Raw genomic sequence first — 17,192 nt, 5'->3', positions numbered from 1 at the left:
GCTAACCGGCAGGACCGTCGTTTACAAGCTTCCACTTGAGCTTTGCTTACCACGAACCGCCTGCTGGTCAATATCAATAACGGGTTGCTAAGGGATTTTTTAACGTAAAACCGCATAACAGCCGGTTAATGATGGGATCACGCGATTTTGGGCATGGAGAAGGCCCAGAAGAGCATGCCCCCCACGCAGCCGACGATGCTGGCCAGCAGGAGCGCCGGATGAATGGCAAAAGGCAGGGTCCAGATCAGGAAGGTGACTGGAAAGGCGTAGCTTAGTGTCGAGCGTGCCCAGAGGTTCATCAGGATTGGCGTATCCCCGAACTCGTACCGCTTGCGATGCCGGATCACGGTCGCATGCATCGCGATGGCGACCAGTAGGAAGACCAGGTAGCCGAGGGTAGAAAGAAAGAAGCTGAAGCGATGGCAGAGCAGCAGCAGGTAGTCGAAGAGGTTGTCAAATATTCTGCCTGCCGCGGTCGTCTTGCGCAGGACCTGCCCCGCCAAATCGTCGGGATTGTCTTCAAGGCTGGCATAGGCCACGCGCTCGATGCCGCTGTCCACGAACATGGTGTTGTAGAGGCTGTCGCCCGTGAAGCGGGTCGCCGTTGCAGCCTCAACGCTGATGGTTTGCTCGAAGTAGTGCTTTTCCTTCTGTAGCACTGGGAAGAACGGTTGCTCCCAAAGGAAGGAGTAGGCCAGCGTGACAAGCGCGAGATTGACCAGCATGGTCAGTGCGACGAAAAACAGCACCTGCGTCGGAAAGAGCTTGTCGTAGCTGGACTGCATGTCAGCCATCAGGCGGCCCTGGCTCCCAAGCCGTCGTCACCGCGGCTGAGGATCACGCCCTTGGCGGAGATCCCCCGCATCTTCAGGGCCAAGGCAATTGTGGCGATCAGCCGAAAATGCGGGTGGTGCCGCGCTCCGTCGCAGCAGAGCGCATGGGTGACGTCGCGCCGCGCCATTGGAATCGACTTTCCTAGCACGGCAATGGCATCGGTGCCGATTGTGTTCTCAATCGCATATTGCAGGCCGGTGCGCTCGTCGAATGAGACAAAGCTCGCCGTCCGCGCGTCATCAAGCAGTTTCTCGGTAGAGCATCCGGCGTCCCTGGCAGCCCGCATCAGATCGCATGTCAGATTGACGATTGCGCTGACGCGGCTGGAGCCGTCGCTGATTGCGATGTGGAAGGTGATAGGGTGCCGGTTAAGGCTACCGGCATAGCTCCGGTAGCCGCCCTTGCCCAATAACTCTTTGACTGCAGGTAGCGCTGGCTGCATTTCAAGCTCACCATGTGGATCTGGTTGGACTAATTCGTAAACAGAACGCAGGCGCACGTTCAACAACAATAACGCGCTGTAGTGCCGAAACCACTAACAGCGCGGCAAGTTTGTTTTCGCCCCGATCGAGGCGCTTATCGACTGTCGGTTAATCTAGCTGGAGCATAGAGATGAGGCTTCGTCATCAGGGTGCCGCAGAGGATCACTCCAGGGAAGCGGCCTCTCAGCTTCCTCCAAGGATGCAGTGTAGGGATCGGGCTTGATCTCGGGCTTAGGGTCCTCCGGACGAAACGCTGGCAACACGTCGATCCAGCGCACTAATGGCAGGAAGCTACGTTTCACAGGTCGAGGACTATCCACACGGTCGGCGTCCGCCTGAGGCTCGACGATCTGCGGACGGTCGAACTCCACAGCCCGGCGAATGTCATCGAGATTGCTGTCCCGCGTGAGAGGATCATCTGGCGTCGTTGCACCGAAGTGGGCTGCTTCCGCCATGTGGCTGCTCTCGTCCGGGGCAATGAGGATCGGCAGCCTGCCCTTGATCAGGTTGCCCCGGGCGGTAATGGCAAAATATTCGAGGTCCGAGAGATCGCCGAAGGTCTGCGGTGCCACAATTGGCAGGCGCTCCTCCATCAGCCTCTCCCCGTGGTTCACGGCAAAGGCGCCCGTGTGGGACTTGTCCCCCATGGATGAGGCGGTGGTCTTCATCACATACTGGATCGGCACCTCGGGCAGACGGTCAGAGAGAGCCTTCTGGGTTTCGGGATCGATGGTCCGCAGCATGATGGTGCTGTTCATGTTCCCGATCAACATTCCCGCCATGGCCGCCGATCCGGTGCGTGCCTCATAATCGGCCAAGGTCTGGGTCGCGACGAACATCCGCACCCCTGCCCCGCGGCTCTTGTTCAGAAGCTGGATCAGCTGCTCGTTTGCTACTTCCGAGGCTTCGTCCACGATGATGTTGATGAAGCCCTTGTCACGGCCGAAGTTGTATTTCTTGCCGATCAGCGAGGCGATGTCGGCCATGATCATCTGCCCGATAGCGCGGCCGACATCGGGATCCGAGAGCGTGTCGAGGCCGATGTAGCAGGCACCGCGGGTGTCGATGACTTGCTTGAGCGAAATCACCCTGCCGGACTTCGGCATGCGTCCCGCTTCCACGTCGGGAGAAAACAGGGTCGCCAGAGGGCCGGAGCAGAGCTTGCCTACGACAGGCACGAGAGATGCGACCATCTTTTTGAAGTGGTCACGATCATGGAGCAGCAGTGAGATAAGGTTGTTCATCTCGGCGCTGTCGAGCGCTTTGTCCCGCGCACTGATCTCCTGGTAGTAGAGCGCCCCAAGTTCGGCCTTGCGGTCATCGTTCGGCTTGCGGCCGGCGCTCATTGCGGTCCGCATCTCGCCGAGAAGTCCGTTGTCATAGGCCCAGCCTTCGAGCGCCCTGAGGCACAAAGGTGCGAAGCCCTCTGACAAGGCGCGCTGAACATCCATGATGGTCGGGTTGGTTTTCGACATCTCCACCGCATAGAAGATACCGTTGAGGGCATTCTGCGAGAACGACTTAAAGACGTCGCCGGTGGGAGAGGACGGGATAACGGCGGAAAGGCGCGATGCCAATTCCGAACTACGCTGGCGCGAGGCCAGCGGATTGATCGCAGCGCTTTCCTCAATGTAGCCCGGGTGGAAGAAGGTGAAGTCGCGCCCCCGGCCGAGGCGCGAGTAGACAGCTTCAATGTTGTTCTTCAGCTCCTGGTCACCTTTGGGATCAATAACGATCAGCGGCTCACCTCGCAGCGCGCATTGGGTGGCAATGAGGTCGATGAGGCGGGTCTTCCCGGTGCCGGTGGAGCCGATGATATGGACATGGCCCTTGCTCTCGTCGTCGGCAAAGAAGATCCGATCCTCCTGCGCAATACCCACGCCATGCAGGAATGTGGCCCCCTGCCGCCTGGCCTTGATCGACGCCAGCAGCTCGTGGTCCCGGTAGAGGTCGGCCACATGCTGTGCATGGCCAATGGTCCACTCGAAGCCCCTGCCAAGGAACAGACTGTCAGGCCGGGTCTGCTCCGCGATTTCTTCAAGTGTCAGAAAGTTGCGCTCTTGCCGCTGAAGCTTCTGCAGCCGCTCGAACCTCTTGCGGGCGAAGAACGCCTGATACGCGGCGATGGCAAAGAAGCCGCCGGTCATGATGGCCGTGAGCTGCAACGGGAACTGCATGTAAAAGCTCAGCATAAGCGCGCAAAGCATACCGCAGATCGACCAGTTTAGCGCCAGCATCAGCTCGTAGTTGGGCCGATAGTCGGTGTCATAGGTCAGCTTCATGCTGCACCCCCCTGCCCTTCCATTTGAACGACTTCTTCAAGATGAGCGCAGATCTCCGGGCGGAACCGGAACAGCTGTTTGCCGTCTGCGTCCTTGCTCAGCTCAAACAGCGTCTCGAACTGCGGATGCTCGCTGGTGATCTTCTCGCGCTGCCAGAACGGGCCAAGGATCTTGCCCTTCAGCCCCGCATTGTTCAGCGCCGCGAAAAGGCTGTCTCGAAGGCCAAGATCGAGCGACAAGCACTTGAAGGCAAAGTGCCCGCTCTGCGTTTGCACCGCCGTTGCTGAAGTCTGTGGGTTGTCATGGAGGTAAAGCCAGATCGCGGACCACGCCCTGCAATATGCTGCATCGGCAGGAACATCGTTCAGGTCTTGAAGGTCTGCGAACAGCTGAAGCCAGAGCGGCGCCTGAGGGTCAACCAAGGGTGGGCGAAGATCGACCTTTCCGCTGCCGGCAAGCTGCCCGAGGGAAGCCAGCTTGCTGAGCTTCGTTTTCTTGTCGGACGGTAAGACCGGCTCTGGTGGGGGTGCGGGCGCGACCGGGGCGCGATGAAGCGTTTCCTCGAACTGCTTGTCGAGGCCGAGGTCGCTGTAGTCCACGGGCTTTCTTGCCTTCTCTCGCTTAAAGTCCGCCATGAAGGAGGGGTCGTTGCGCAGACTTTGATCTGCGGGCTCCAGCTCGCCCTTCTCGATGGTCGCGGCCAGTACCGCCATTGACCGCGGCTGTGGATCTTCGTGGAAGGCCAGCGTCGGGGCATCCAGAGCCGACTTGGCAGGCACCCGCACCTTGATCGCAATGACGTTCAGCGAGATCAGCGCGTCCTCCGGCGTATTGGCGTTGATCGCGATCGTCTCCACCTGCCTGGCCGAGAAGCGCACCGTTGCGCGTGAGGCGGGGATGCAGTCGGCCATGTTCTCCGGCGCGATCTGCTCGGGCAGAAGCGTTTCGACAGTCCGGTTCATAATCGACGCCGTTTCCAACGCGTTGAAGATATGTTCCGTTATCCTGTGAGTAGACATCGACACCCCCAGCATCGGACGCGACAGGATGTACTGCTCCAGCTGCGCGACGGTTGTCTCGCTCACCACGAAGAATGGCAGCCCGTAGAACCTCAGCGAGTTGTCCGAGCGGTGTTGCACATGGGCATAGATGAACGGCGAGGTCGGCAGGTTCCACGGCATCTCTGCCGCGAACTCTGCAAAGCGGCGCATGATCAGCGACGTCATCCCGATCGAGCCGGGCTTGCGCCGTGGGTCCAGCGACTGTGAAACGTTGATGTGGTCGGCGTCCTGCACCACGCCGAAGATCGGTGTCCTAGACGCGGATCCGGGGTTCCTGATAAAGTCTTCGAACTGCTGCCGGATCACCGGGTTCGAGTAGTAGATGTAGGCCAGGAGCGGGCGTGGTACCAAGGCCAGGATATAGCGCTGAGTGTAGTCTTCGGACGGCAGCAGGTCCTTGCCGTCATAATCGATGTAGTAGCTGCGGACCCGCGTGATCTTCGCCCAGCCTGCAAATCCCTGCACAGAGGGCTCCCAGGCCGTCGAATAGGTCGGCGCCGAGGTGGAGCGGAACTTCCCTTCCCCCTGAGGATCGGGATGAACCGCAAAGGCATGAACGCGGCCGATGGTGTTTACCTTGCCAATGTCGTGGAGAAGGCCGCCGATAAAGGCGATCAGCTGCCAGGCGAGGTTGTCGGCGTCCCGGTTCCGAGGTGCAGAGGAATACGTGACATTGCGAGACGCGCTCATGTTTAGCGCGCCAAGCCCCACCGAGAGCGAGTGCGTGAAGAGCCCTCCCCGGCCGGTGTGGTGGTGCGCGCGAGACGCCGGCAGCGGCCCCATCCAGTGCGCGACCCGGCGGATCATCTCAACAATGATCGCGTCGAAGTCCTCGATGAACTTTTTGTCGGTAAAAGTGTCAAGGATCTGGCTGATGATCTGGCGGTTTGCGTCCATCAGCGCATTGGTGTCGACGACCTCAATCCCCTCACGGTCGGGATGGAGAATGTCGGGCGGGACATTGCCACTCCTCTCCTCCTGCAGCCAATGCCGCGCTTGCTGAAGGTGATCAGTTGGAGCAGTTGCTGGGGGAGAAACGGGCGGGTGCTTTATGGACGTGGCCCCCTGCCTTGCGTGCGGTGCCCTGAAAAGCGAGCCGAGAAACGAGCGCATCTTAACTCCTCTTCGCTTGGTCTAGCTGCCTGAGCGCTGACTGGATCGCCCGCCAGTTCGTGGTTCTTTGCCGCAGTTCCCCTGCCCTCTTTTCGATCTCGATGAGCCGTTCAATCAGTTGGCTGTCCTCAAACGCTTTGAAGATCCGCACCGGATAGAGGTTGTGTCTTCGGCCCGGAACCTCGGTTGCAAAGCGCCGAAGATGGGCTGCGTTCTGGCCCCTGATGATGGGATAACGAACCCAAACCAGTGTCGGACCAAGTTGATTTTGGCGCACCTTGCACGACAGCGCCAACGGGGGACGGCGCATTTTGTTCTCCTTGAAGTCGGCCTTAATCAGATCATGGCACTCCGTCACCAGCGCCTTCGCTTCGTCAACAAGCTCAATGTGAACATCCTCAAAGTGCTCCGAAAGATGCGCGATGCAGCTCCGCTCGGCGGTCATCGCGCGCAGGCTGTCCTCGCGGTTCACCACGCTTGATTGGATCATTATGTCCCTCAATCCACCTCTCATGCCCGGCGATGATCACAGAGAAAATCCATGCGATCAGTCGGCTCTGCCCACCACCGACACGCCGAAAGCGCTTGTAACACTAACGGGCTATATACGCTTCTGACATGATAGAATTGGCAACGCCAGAAAATTTGTAGTGCGCGACCGGGATGGTTAGAAGCGGTCAATCGGAACTGCCAAAGCCGACAGACGGCCGCCCCTGAGGGCATCCGAGCGACCAAACCCGACCAAACAAAAACCGCCAAACCTATCGCACGAACAGCAAATTTTGGGGTGGCGTTTGCGTACAGCCCTTGACCATGGGCTGGTAATGCGTCGAGGCCTGTACCTTCTAGGACAATTAAGCGTCTGGCACTGCACCTGAATTTTCACTAAGTTGATTTTCTGCGGCGGTTTTGGCGGCGCTCGCGAAGCAGCAGCCGCCACGGCCCACTTGAAGGATCCGACTGATCCTTCCACCTCGCAATTATGCCAGAGAGCGCCGCAGCGGCCCGTGGAAGGGCGCTTGTGTCAACCGGCTACCTTGCCTCATTTTTAATCGAGAAGGCCCTCCAGCGGCTCTCTCACGAGCTCTGTGGCGCTTTGCGGAGGACACGCTCGGCATGCTGTTCATCTTGAGAGGCTGCGGCCAGGGTTTGAGCATGTTTAAGCCTGTCTGCCTCCTTGAGGCGGAGTGGGATGTATTTGGCAGGGGCGGGAGCGTCATCCTTGTCTCGGCGACCTCCACATATCCCGCTCGTATTGTGTCATGAACATCATCACCCACTTTGAGGCTGGACATGCTGACACCGCTGGCAGCCGCGACATTGCGGGCAGTGCTGACGCTGCTGACACCGCTGACACTGCTTGCGCTAATGACGCGTTCGACAGTGCTGACAATGCGGGCAGAGATGACGTCGCTGACGCTGCGGGCGCCCGCGACGCTGCGGGCACTGCTGACGATGCTGACACCTGTGACGCTGCTGACACCTGTGACGCTGCCGACACGCTCGACACCGCTGACACCGCCAACATCGCTGGCGCTGTTGATAAGTTCGACACCGCTGACGCTGCTGACACTAATGACGCTGCTGACACAGTTTGCGCTGCTGACGACGCTTACACTGCTGACGCTGCTGACGATGCGGGCAAGTTCGACACCATTGACACTCTCGACACTGCTGACGCTACTGACGCTGCAGGCAGTGCTGACGCCGCTTGCACTGCTGACATTGCTGACGATGCGGGCGCGCTCGACACCATTGACACTGTCGACACTGCTGACGCTACTGACACTGCAGGCAGTGCTGACGGCACTTGCACTGTTTAGGTAGCGTGTGATCTAATCAGTTGCGGCGACAAATCATAAGAACAGCGCGATCGAGTGGACACATGATAATTTCCTTGTACAGCACCAAGGGAGGGGTCGGTAAAAGTACCACCATCCTCTCCATCGTAAATGCAATAGCCTCTGCCAACCGAGGCTCAGAAAGTCCTGAGAGCGTTTGCGTCATTGACGCGGACCACAAACAGGGGTCGTTGGCTGGGTTCTTCGATGAGCGCCGGAAGCGTGGACTTCCGGATCATTCGATCGAATGTAGAGTGATCGAGCCTAGCGATGACACCCCTGAGCTACTTTACGAACTTGGGGAGAAATACGATCACGTCATAATCGACCTACCGGGGCAACATGCCAACTACGTTGTGCTAAGTGCCTTGCAAGCCGATCTTGTGCTCATGCCAGCAGCAATGACCCTTGTGGAAGTTAATCCTGTTCGTCTGGCAATGAAGAATATGATGCAGATCATTCGGGAGCACAGCCTGCCGACGAAAGTTGGCTTTGTCGTATCGCGTGGCGCTCGGATCTACCAATTCGAAGGTCGGACGGCAAAAGGCATCCTGAGGAGCGTCCAGAGGGCGCGTTTTCCAATCCTGAAGACGCCCTTGTCCAACCAGGGAACAGCAATGACTGATGCCTGGGCCACTGGACATTACCACTTCGAGCTTATCGAGCTTGATCCAAAAGCTAAGTCATCCGTGAATGCTCACGAAGACGCTGTGATGTTCTGGGATGACTGTAAGACCTATAATATCGTTGAAATGCCTGCAGAAGATGATGAAGAAAGCGAGGTAACCGATGCCACGGCCGGAGCTTGATGTTGATTTATCGTTGGACGATGCCCGTAAGCGCCGAACAACTCTGACTGTCGCTGACATCGAGCGGGTAACTGGCGATCCAACGCCAAAACCGCCGCAAGCCACGCTTCCGACTCCTCAATCTGAGCCTGCCAGCGACGTACCGGAGGCACAGAGGACACAAAGAAAGCCAAAGGTTGCGAAAAAAGCCGGTGGCATAAACAAGACGGTGTCCTTCCGCCTGAATGCTGATGCCCGTGAAGAACTGGAACGGGTGGCTCGACTGCATTCGCAGCCTGCGGGTTTCGTAATCAAGAAGCTGATCGACCAGTGGCTGGCAAAGAGCCAAGAGAAGCGTGAAGAGATCCTGACCAAGTAAAGTTCAGTTTCCGTTGAAGCTCATGACTCGAATGACCGGCGAGGACCTGATGTCCTGCCGGTCGTTTTCGTTCGAGACGAAGACGATCTCTGGCAGGGCAGGGGAGGCGGGCGCAGCGTCGTCGTCATGCAGCGGAAGATCGCCCGCGCGGATCTTCTGATCCAAGTCCCGCAGGAAGGCCATGTAATCGCGTAGCTCAACCTGGTGCCGGTTGCCGGCGATGCCACGATACCGGGAAAACCCCTTGTCCTTTCCGTAGGGCGCCGGGAAAGCGGCCCATTCTCCAGCCAACTCGAAGCCGAAATCCTCAACTGTCATCCGACCTGCCTTGAACTCCTGCCAGCCGCGGCCCATCAGAAGTGCCAAGCCTAGCATGTCCTGCGTCTTCTGGTCGAAAGGCGTGTTGCAGGGGAGGTTGACCCGGTTCAGGAGCGACCGATAAGTGCCGCCGACGATCTGGAAGAGGCCGATGGCCGTGGAGGCTTGCCGGCGAGCAGCGGCGATCTGCCAGTCGCGGACCTCGCAGACCGTCATGTCGGTAGGCCGCGAGGGTAGGGGGGTCCGGTTGCCGTGCCACACCGCGTTATAGCCGTTTTTGCCTGCCTCAAACCGGCGGATATAGCTGATGATCAAGTCCTCGGCCGAGCCGGGCGTGAAGGTCGTCGGCAGGAGTGATTGCAGGACATCTGCCTCGGGAACGTCATCGTCCCGGGTGAAGCTGTATATCTTCATCGGCGGCAGGCGCTCGTCCAGCGCAGCATAGATCTCGATCATCTCTACGGGGGTTTCAGCCAACACGACGGCCTTATGGGGATCGGCTGCCGGTTCGGTGGCATAAAGAGCAGACGCCCGCTGGATCTCCGACGCCAGGTCGGCCGGTGCATCGCCAAGGTCGGTGGCATGTGCGGTCGTGACAGCAAGAATAGTCAGCAAGGTCGGAACAGCACTCTTCATCTAGCAACCCATCATTAACCGGCAGTTTTCTGGTTTGCTAACATGGTCCCATGTGATGGGATAGCCGACAATACTTGTTCATCAATAAAAAAACGGGCATGTGCAATGCACAGCCCGTTAAATAGTAGTTTCGGCGGATCCCGGAAAAGGCGAGTTCTCCGGTCCCTGCGGAAGCGGTAGGCCCCCGGAGGGGCTCGCCGATCAGACGTGTCGCTTCACCAGTTCCATGATCGCCCTGGGAAGTTCGGAAGCGGTCTGGATCAGGATTGCATCGTCAAAAATTTCCGCGGGGAAGGTCTTCTGACCGATCACCACGCCATAGACTTCAACCCCCATCTGCTTCAGCCAAAGCCTCGCTGTTGAAGCCTGGGCTTCATTGTCGGGCTTCCCGTCCGTCATCACGAACAGGATCTTCCGTTCCTTGTCGGACAGGAAGAAGTTGAAGGCGCTGGCGCGATAGGCTGCGCCAAGAGGCGTGCCGCCCTTTGCCCGAGGCCATCCCTTGAGGCACAGCGAGACTGGCCTGTCGAACGGCTTGAGCAAGGGTGCCAGATCCCGACCAAGATTGGAGTCAGCCGGGAAATGGGAGATTGCAGTTTCGACCAGCGGATACTGTTCGAGCGCTGATGCCAGCGCGAGCGCTGACTTTCGTTCCTCTTCCAGGATGTTGTTCTGCCTGGTTGACGAGGATGTGTCGATGAGTATCTGGACGGCCACGCTCTGATCATCCTCGATCTGGAGTGTTCTCCAGACCTTCGGATCAGGGTCGGTCTTCACCCGCGTCAGTTGACGCGGATCAAGAGCCCTGCCGGATCTCCGAGGCTCAGAGTACTCGGCATCGCCGCAGAGCATAGGCGAGACCGCCCCTACAATGCCTTGCCGAAGAGTGACCGCCTGCCGGAGTTCGGAGGACACATCATCAAGGTCAATGCGACCGCCGCCAGCTACGTCAGACCCCACGTTCGGCTGGACATAGCCAACCTCGTGCGCAGGCCCACCGTCGGGAGCCTTTGCCTTCCGCGCGAGGCTTTGCGCGACATCATAGCGTGCTAGGTTAGCCTTATCGGGAAGCGCTTTGCTGAGCGGCTTTGCGACCGTAGACGCTTGTCCGCTTCCACTGGCACCGCCACCTGCCCCATCAGAGCTGCCTTGCTGCCCGTCCTGCCCTTGCGAGCCATCAGAGCTGCCTTGCTGCCCGTCCTGCCCTTGCGAGCCACCAGAGCCGCCTTGCTGCCCGTCTTGCCCTTGCGAGCCATCAGAGCCGCCTTGCTGCCCGTCTTGCCCTTGCGAGCCAGTTGGCTGCTGCTGCGGTTGTGGCGGTTGCTCCGGCTTTTGTTCCGGAGGCAAAGCGTCATCGAAGAGTGCGACGAGACGTTCCGCCAGCTGCAGCACCGCGACGGTGTCGCGGGCTATGGCAGCCTCTTGAGCAATGGTGATGGCCGAGGACAGAACGTCATCGCCAAACTGCTGCCGCGCCACAGCTGTATAGCTCTCGGACAGATGCTTCAGCACGGTCTGGCCGAGGATGCGGCTTCTAAAGGTAAGGATCGACCAGTTGAGGGCAAGGGTCCAGTGGTTGTCCTGATCCTCTGCCCGCGGATAGTCCTCGAACACCAGCTCGCAGACCGAGTTCAGGAGCGATTTGGCGCCAGGATACTGGAGCAAACCGGCCCGCTCGATGCGAATGTCTTCGAGAATGTTGCTGGCGGCATGCCAGAGTTCGTCCGGCACTTTGGCCTGTGTATTCCGCCTAGCCCGAGCAACGCGCTGGAGCGCGTCAAAATCGGTGTTGCGCACATGGCCGGCGGCCTCGTGGAAGATGAGGCCATAGAGCGCATTCCGCTTCCGGGGATCGTGGAAATCCCAATGCGGCAGGTAGATCGTGTCACCGTCCGTTTTGGCCTCATTGCCGCCAAAGAGGATGTTGACGTTATATTTGCGCCCCAGGAGCGATGCGAGTTTCATGGCGACCTTGGCGTAATCGATGTTGACTGAGGTAGTCATCTTCGTGATCTCCGAGAATGTCAGGGGGATCAGCACCCGCAAATGCGGGTACGTGACCCGCAAGGGTGGGTGACTGCCCCGAAGGGGCAGTCGAGAGTGTTACCAACCGAAGTCCACCGCCCATGCCGAGGCAGAGGACGGCTTGGCTTCAGGCGCGGGAGCCTCTTGTGGAGCATCCGCAGAAGGTTCTTCCGGCACATCGAAGTCGAGGGGCAGGAAGTCGGCCTTCTTGAACCCGCCGGCGGATGCTGGCGGACCGGCGGGAGTGTCCTCGCGCTTGTCCGTCGCAAACTCGGAAGGTTCGAACCCGAAGCCGTCTTGCGGCGGCTCAGCCTTGGGAGCTGGCGCAGCCGGAAGGTCCAGCTGCGGGTCGGGATGCGGGGCAGGGGCGGATACACCCGCTTGGGCATAGTCCGCGATCACACGCTTGGCCTCAGTCACGCTTTTCAGCGGGCGTAGAAGGCCATAGAGGGTCAGGAATTCCTGACCAGCGATCTTTCCCTGTCCAGTCACGGCCGCCGCTAGCTTGTCCGCCAGGATCTTCATACCACCCGAAGGTTCGATGAAGGCAAAGCGGCTCATCTTGGCAGCCATGTCGCCGACCGTCTGGCGCACTTCGACGCGGTAGCTGTCGTCGATGTGGCCGCGCTTGGACTCGATATGGCTTTTGAAGGCTCCGACAACCTGCGCAAGAATGCTGTCCAGAAGATCGGTGCCAACCTTCGCCATCGAGTTGGTTCGGTCGCGCGACGAGGCGTTGACCTCGAAGATGCTGAAGGACGCGCGAAAGCGCGACTTCACCACAGCGCGAGGCATCACAGCCCGCCGCAACGGCTCGGCCATCTCGGGGTTGCTGGTGATCCAGTCCTCGATCATGTCGTCATAGCTGGTCATAAACTTGTCCAGCTCCTGTTCGAACTCGACGCAGAGGCTATCCAGCTCCTGGCCGATCTGGTCGATGCTGTCCTGCGGGACGGCAAAGCCACCGAGCAAGCGGGTGCCGACACGCGTGCAGACACGCTCGGCCTTTGTCCGGATCTGCTTGAAAGGCTGCAGTGCATCCTTGTCGATCAGGTTCTTGCGCCCGTAGCTCGCCACCCTTGCGGACGGCAGGTCAGAGACATCGACATTCACGAAGTCGGTGGGTTCCAGCGCTTTGGCCCCGGACCAGATCGTGAAGCCGAGATCAACAATAGCGATCTTGTCGAGGATGGTGGTCTGAATGCTCATCTTTCTCTCCGTCAGAAAAAAAGGGGAGCATCCGCCTGGCGGGGAATGCTCCCCGCGGGGTGATGCTTGGGCGATTAGCCCATGCAGAGTTCTAGTGTTTGGACGGCTGCCTCGCGCTCCTCGGCCGGCAGGCGGTTGAGGTACGCAAGATCGAGCGCAGGCAGCAGATCCTCTTTGGTCGAGAAATCTGACTCTCCTATGCGTCGGAGCAGCCCCATGCTGCGACCAAGATTGAGGGCTCGCATGAGCGCCCTGGTCGAGATGGGTGTCGCCAGATTTTCGGCGACATCGACGGCCTTGGCCCGCGTTTCCTGCGCGAAGTTGGTCAGCTTTGTCAGAAACAGGCTGGATTTCTTCGCATAGTCCGGAAACTGCAGCATGAGCAGGTCGAGTTCGTCTTCCTGCGCCATGTAGCCAACCTTGATCATCGCGAAACGATCGAGGAAGGCGGGGTCGAGTTTACGGACCGAGCCGACATATTGTCCGGTGAGATCGCCGCTGCCTGCCGAGTTGGCGGTGCAGATCACGCGGAAGTTGGGATGGGGTTCGATCACCTCACCCGTTTCCTTGATCACCAGGTTGCCGCCGTCCAGAACATCATTCAGGGCGACGAGATCACCTGCGCGGCCACGGTCGATTTCGTTGATGACCAACGCCATCCCCAGCTTTGCAGCCAAGGCGAGCGGGCCGTAATCGAACATGGTGTCACCGAACTGGAGGCCCTGGCGGCCAATCAGCTCGAAGGAGTCGCTTTTCTCGCTCCACGAAAGCATTAGGGTCGGCCAACGAAGCCGTCCGAGAATTTCGCGGATGAGGGATGTCTTACCGGCGCCGAAAGGACCATGCACCAGAAGCGCATCGCCTTTTGAGGCCGAGAAGAGAAATGCCAGTACCCCGCGCAGCTGCTCCTTGTGGAACCGGTAGTGCTCAGATGTGGCCTGCAAGAACCGATCGTTCTCGAAGACTGGCACAGTTCCGGGTGCCGAGATCCTGAAGACCTCCGAGATATTTTTCGGGGTCGGGTTCCAGGTGATGTCGGCACGGTATGCAGAAGGCATTGTGTTCATGGGAGTATTCCTCAAAAAAAGGGGAACACCCCCTCAACGGGATGTTCCCCGTTGGGGTTGGTCAGTCTGCGGCGTCGAGCGCCGAGATCTGCATGTGACTGGTCCCGGCCTTGCGGAAGGGAGCAACAGTTGTTTCTTCTTCCGGATCGGCCCCGAGGGACTTCACCAGCTCGCGCCAGTTCACGCTGCCAGACTTTTCCACGCGGGTTGCGCGGATGCCGGCGAACTGGCCGCTCTTGTTGAGACCGAGAACCTTCAGCAGCGGCACGGACGCGGAGTTAATCGCATCCTCGACGTCCTTCAGGGCCTCTTTCAGTGCAGCCTTCTGGGCAAGAAGCGGACGAAGTTTCGCCGCGCTCTTCTGCCACTCGTAAGCATCAGTCGGTGCTTGAGGGGCAAAAAGGTCGCGCTTGGGATCTTTCGCCGGTTCAGTCCCGTCCTTCACGGCCTTCAGGAAGGTGGTTGCCCTGCGGACAATCTCTGCCTGGTAGCCGGGATCGGCAGGCACAATGAGGATCTTGTAATCCCGCACCACTGGCCTGTCAGCTTCATCGTCGATGTCGCCAAAGACGAGAAAGCCTTCGGAAGCACCAGTGACGAGCAGCTGGTGCTGCACCTGCGGCAGATACCTCTGGGCTGGCTCCGAGTTGAGCCCGTCCTTGCAGACGAGTTCGTAGTTGCCGGGCGATGGCACCTTTAGTTCCCAAGGCCTCTTTGACAGGTCGATACTGTCCAGCGAAGCCCTGATCTGGCTCATGGTGTCATGCTCGGCGCAGACCGGAATGAGGCCGATATTGCGATCAGCCGAAATCCGTTCCCGAAGCATGTATTCGAACATCTTGCCGCGCCGGACATAGGGGTTGCCCTCTATGTCGTCTTCGACCCGAAGTCCGCATTTCTCAGCCCACAGTTGCCATTCGGTCTTGTAGGGGTTGGACCCGAAGAGGCAGGAGACGTCAGATGCGGTGATGCCGCCCCTGCGCCACTCCAGCCATTCGGGCGTGGATTGCTGTAAATGAATCAGCTTCATGGCACCTATCCAGTTGGAAGAGGGGCCACCCAGAGGGGGAAGCCCCCTCGCGGGTATCAGGCAGCAGCCTGCATGAAGGTGAGGACTGTCGCGGCCGCATTGGACACGTCATGGCTGATCGCGCCGGCTTTGGCCTGCTTCTCGAACTGGCCCTTGGCCTTCACGAAAGCTTCGCCCCCGTGATCGCGCGCGCCCTTGATGTAGTCCCACATGGCGGAGAACTTGGCGTCCTTTGCCATGATGGACAGCGACTGCAGCAGGGTCTCGCCGAGCTGGTGACAGCTATGGTCGAGTGTCTGCCGCATGGCGTCGATCGTCTGGTCAAACGCGCCGATCTGCGCTGCAGTCTCCAGGTTGCGGTCCAGCCAGCGCAATGCATCGTGAGGCAAGGCGTCGAACGCTTCCACCGCTTCTCCGAAAGAAGGCGCCGGGTCGAAGCCTCGGGCATTGTCATTGGCCGCTATGGGCTGCGGTCCGCTTTCCTCTTGCATTGAGGCAGGCGATCCGGCTTCGCCGGTTGCCATCGGGATGATGTCAGACGCCTCTGGCTGTCCGGCCATCTCCTCTGCCGCAAAATCGCACTCGGCAAAGCCGAGACGCAAAGCGGCAACCTTTGCGCATTTGGCGAGCATCAGCATGGGCTTTTGCCCCCAAACCGAGTTGGGAAGCCCTTGGCTGAGCGCCACAGCCTCGTCGAAGAACACCGTATCGGTGAAGGAGCAGCGCTCATTCTTGACGAAACGGTAGACCTTCGCGGTCGCATACTCCGGAGCCCGGATTGTGACGGCAGCAGACTCGTTCTGTCCGCCGCGGCCGCGCTTCTGGCCCTGGTAGGTCTTTTCGACCATCGGCCCGAACTTGACCTCATCGATCCCGGCGAAGGTGCCGGAACTGTGGGCCAGAAAGATCAGAGCTTTGACAGTCAACCAGCAGGTCTCGTAGTTGACCCATTCACGGCTGGACTTATCGTAGCGCGACTGGCTGACGATGGCGACATGGCCGCCAAAGACATCAAGTCCGCGCATCTGGGCAAGATCCCAGGCTTGCAGAATTGACTCACCATCCTGCGCATTGGCAAAGGTGGTGCCGATCAAGACGCCCCATTGCTGCTTGGTGATGCCGCGGGATTGGGCGCGCTCGGTGGGGTAGGGGATACGGGGAGTGGTCATTATCATTCCTCATTTGGAAAAAAAATGAGGGAAACCCCCCATGATGGGAGATCTCCCATCAGGGATTGGGCAGCGAACTGCGGCCCGGTTTGTCAGATCGCTGACCGTTAGCTTTCGATCAGTTCGTCATCGTTGTGCGGGGCGCCATTGCCGTGGTCGGAGTGACCCCGACTGTCTCCGTCGCTGCGGCGGCTCAGGCTCCGCAAGGAGCCGAAGCGTTCGTTGACGACAGCTTCCCAAGCATAGTGAAGCTTGCCGTCCCGCTCGTAGCGACGGAGCTTCATCTTGCCCTCGACGAAGAACAGGCGGCCCTTGAGAGCAGCCTTTTCCGCGTATTTGAGCAGCTGGCCCCAAACGACCACATCGAAAGCGGTCGTCTCGGCCTCCCACGATCCCGTGGCTTTGTTCCAAGTCTCGTCGGAGGTGATGAGCCGGAATGTCGCGTAGCGAACACCCGACTGCGTGGTGCGGATCACCGCATCATCGGCAAGATTGCCGATCAGCTGAACACGGTTGAGCATGGCTCGACTCCAGTGTTGGAAAGGAGCAAGCCCGCAGATGGGGAGTGCCCCCATCAGGGTTTCAACGGTTTCAGACATAGTTGGACAGCCCGCATGAACTTCGAGGTTCATGCCGCGCGTCATGCCAAAGGTGGCGAGACGCGGCCGGGGATGAGACCCGGACTGTTGCGCGGCTTCGAGTGCTTTCGGGACTCGAATGGGCCATTACAGCCGCCGCAAAGGCTTCATAAGCCATCCGCCTGCCCGGTCGGAGACCGGATGAGACGCACCCTTTCGGGCCGTGGACCGTCGCAGGAATTGCCTGCGAACATTGTGTCTTCGGGAAAGACCCCAGGTGACAGCCTGTCTCTGCAAAGCAGAAAGTGGGTGAAGATTAGCAGGGCCATCGCGATATTGGCAATAGTGGTTACCCACTGCCGTTCATCCAGCGCTGACGC

At 59.3% G+C, this 17,192-nt stretch carries 15 protein-coding genes; 3 read left to right on the top strand and 12 right to left on the bottom strand.

What is annotated here, in order from left to right; genetic code table 11:
• Positions 1 to 137: 137 nt before the first annotated feature.
• The 5 genes from ACNR9W_RS18030 to mobI form a co-directional block, all read right to left on the bottom strand.
• Positions 138 to 794 (bottom strand): DUF4400 domain-containing protein, encoded by a 657-nt coding sequence (locus tag ACNR9W_RS18030; protein ID WP_419270869.1) that lies wholly within the window; start codon positions 792 to 794, stop codon positions 138 to 140.
• On the bottom strand, positions 794 to 1,339 hold the full coding sequence (locus ACNR9W_RS18025; protein ID WP_419270867.1) for a hypothetical protein: 546 nt from the start codon (positions 1,337 to 1,339) through the stop codon (positions 794 to 796). Before ACNR9W_RS18025 ends, ACNR9W_RS18030 begins: the two co-directional genes overlap by 1 nt.
• 90 nt (positions 1,340 to 1,429) lie before the next feature.
• Complete coding sequence (traD, locus tag ACNR9W_RS18020) at positions 1,430 to 3,598, bottom strand: conjugative transfer system coupling protein TraD (protein ID WP_419270865.1); 2,169 nt, start codon at positions 3,596 to 3,598, stop codon at positions 1,430 to 1,432.
• Positions 3,595 to 5,772: a TraI domain-containing protein gene (locus ACNR9W_RS18015; protein ID WP_419270863.1), complete on the bottom strand. Its 2,178-nt coding sequence runs from the start codon at positions 5,770 to 5,772 to the stop codon at positions 3,595 to 3,597. The genes traD and ACNR9W_RS18015 overlap by 4 nt, the downstream gene beginning before the upstream one ends.
• A gap of 1 nt (position 5,773) precedes the next feature.
• Positions 5,774 to 6,262, bottom strand: coding sequence for a conjugative transfer protein MobI(A/C) (gene mobI / locus ACNR9W_RS18010; protein ID WP_419270861.1), 489 nt, complete (start codon positions 6,260 to 6,262; stop codon positions 5,774 to 5,776).
• A gap of 803 nt (positions 6,263 to 7,065) precedes the next feature.
• Between mobI and ACNR9W_RS18005 the strand changes: the two genes are divergently transcribed.
• The 3 genes from ACNR9W_RS18005 to ACNR9W_RS17995 are packed head-to-tail and all read left to right on the top strand — an operon-like array spanning position 7,066 to position 8,780.
• Positions 7,066 to 7,599, top strand: coding sequence for a hypothetical protein (locus ACNR9W_RS18005; RefSeq protein WP_419270860.1), 534 nt, complete (start codon positions 7,066 to 7,068; stop codon positions 7,597 to 7,599).
• Positions 7,600 to 7,657: 58 nt separating this feature from the next.
• Positions 7,658 to 8,422, top strand: a complete 765-nt coding sequence (locus ACNR9W_RS18000; protein WP_419270859.1) for a division plane positioning ATPase MipZ — start codon at positions 7,658 to 7,660, stop codon at positions 8,420 to 8,422.
• Between the two features lie 13 nt (positions 8,423 to 8,435).
• Positions 8,436 to 8,780, top strand: a complete 345-nt coding sequence (locus ACNR9W_RS17995; protein ID WP_419270857.1) for a hypothetical protein — start codon at positions 8,436 to 8,438, stop codon at positions 8,778 to 8,780.
• Positions 8,781 to 8,783: 3 nt separating this feature from the next.
• On the opposite strand, the gene ACNR9W_RS17990 is transcribed toward ACNR9W_RS17995, so the two are convergent.
• From ACNR9W_RS17990 to ACNR9W_RS17960, 7 genes are all read right to left on the bottom strand, one after another.
• Positions 8,784 to 9,734 (bottom strand): lysozyme family protein, encoded by a 951-nt coding sequence (locus tag ACNR9W_RS17990; protein ID WP_419270855.1) that lies wholly within the window; start codon positions 9,732 to 9,734, stop codon positions 8,784 to 8,786.
• Between the two features lie 201 nt (positions 9,735 to 9,935).
• Positions 9,936 to 11,774, bottom strand: coding sequence for a vWA domain-containing protein (locus ACNR9W_RS17985; RefSeq protein ID WP_419270854.1), 1,839 nt, complete (start codon positions 11,772 to 11,774; stop codon positions 9,936 to 9,938).
• A 63-nt stretch (positions 11,775 to 11,837) separates the two neighbouring features.
• Positions 11,838 to 12,968 (bottom strand): DUF3150 domain-containing protein, encoded by a 1,131-nt coding sequence (locus tag ACNR9W_RS17980; RefSeq protein ID WP_419270852.1) that lies wholly within the window; start codon positions 12,966 to 12,968, stop codon positions 11,838 to 11,840.
• 74 nt (positions 12,969 to 13,042) lie between these two features.
• Positions 13,043 to 14,035: an AAA family ATPase gene (locus tag ACNR9W_RS17975; protein WP_419270850.1), complete on the bottom strand. Its 993-nt coding sequence runs from the start codon at positions 14,033 to 14,035 to the stop codon at positions 13,043 to 13,045.
• A gap of 61 nt (positions 14,036 to 14,096) precedes the next feature.
• Positions 14,097 to 15,065, bottom strand: coding sequence for a lambda-exonuclease family protein (locus tag ACNR9W_RS17970; RefSeq protein ID WP_419270848.1), 969 nt, complete (start codon positions 15,063 to 15,065; stop codon positions 14,097 to 14,099).
• A gap of 56 nt (positions 15,066 to 15,121) precedes the next feature.
• Positions 15,122 to 16,234, bottom strand: a complete 1,113-nt coding sequence (locus ACNR9W_RS17965; RefSeq protein WP_419270846.1) for a recombinase RecT — start codon at positions 16,232 to 16,234, stop codon at positions 15,122 to 15,124.
• A 107-nt stretch (positions 16,235 to 16,341) separates the two neighbouring features.
• Positions 16,342 to 16,878 carry a single-stranded DNA-binding protein gene (locus tag ACNR9W_RS17960; RefSeq protein WP_419270844.1) on the bottom strand — a complete coding sequence of 179 codons (537 nt, stop codon included), beginning with the start codon at positions 16,876 to 16,878 and terminating at the stop codon, positions 16,342 to 16,344.
• Between the last annotated feature and the right edge of the window lie 314 nt (positions 16,879 to 17,192).

It is taken from the genome of Paracoccus sp. T5, assembly GCF_048538155.2.
Taxonomy (GTDB): domain Bacteria; phylum Pseudomonadota; class Alphaproteobacteria; order Rhodobacterales; family Rhodobacteraceae; genus Paracoccus.
The sequence above is the reverse complement of the archived record's forward strand: the minus strand, read 5'-3'. Positions and strand labels throughout refer to the sequence as shown.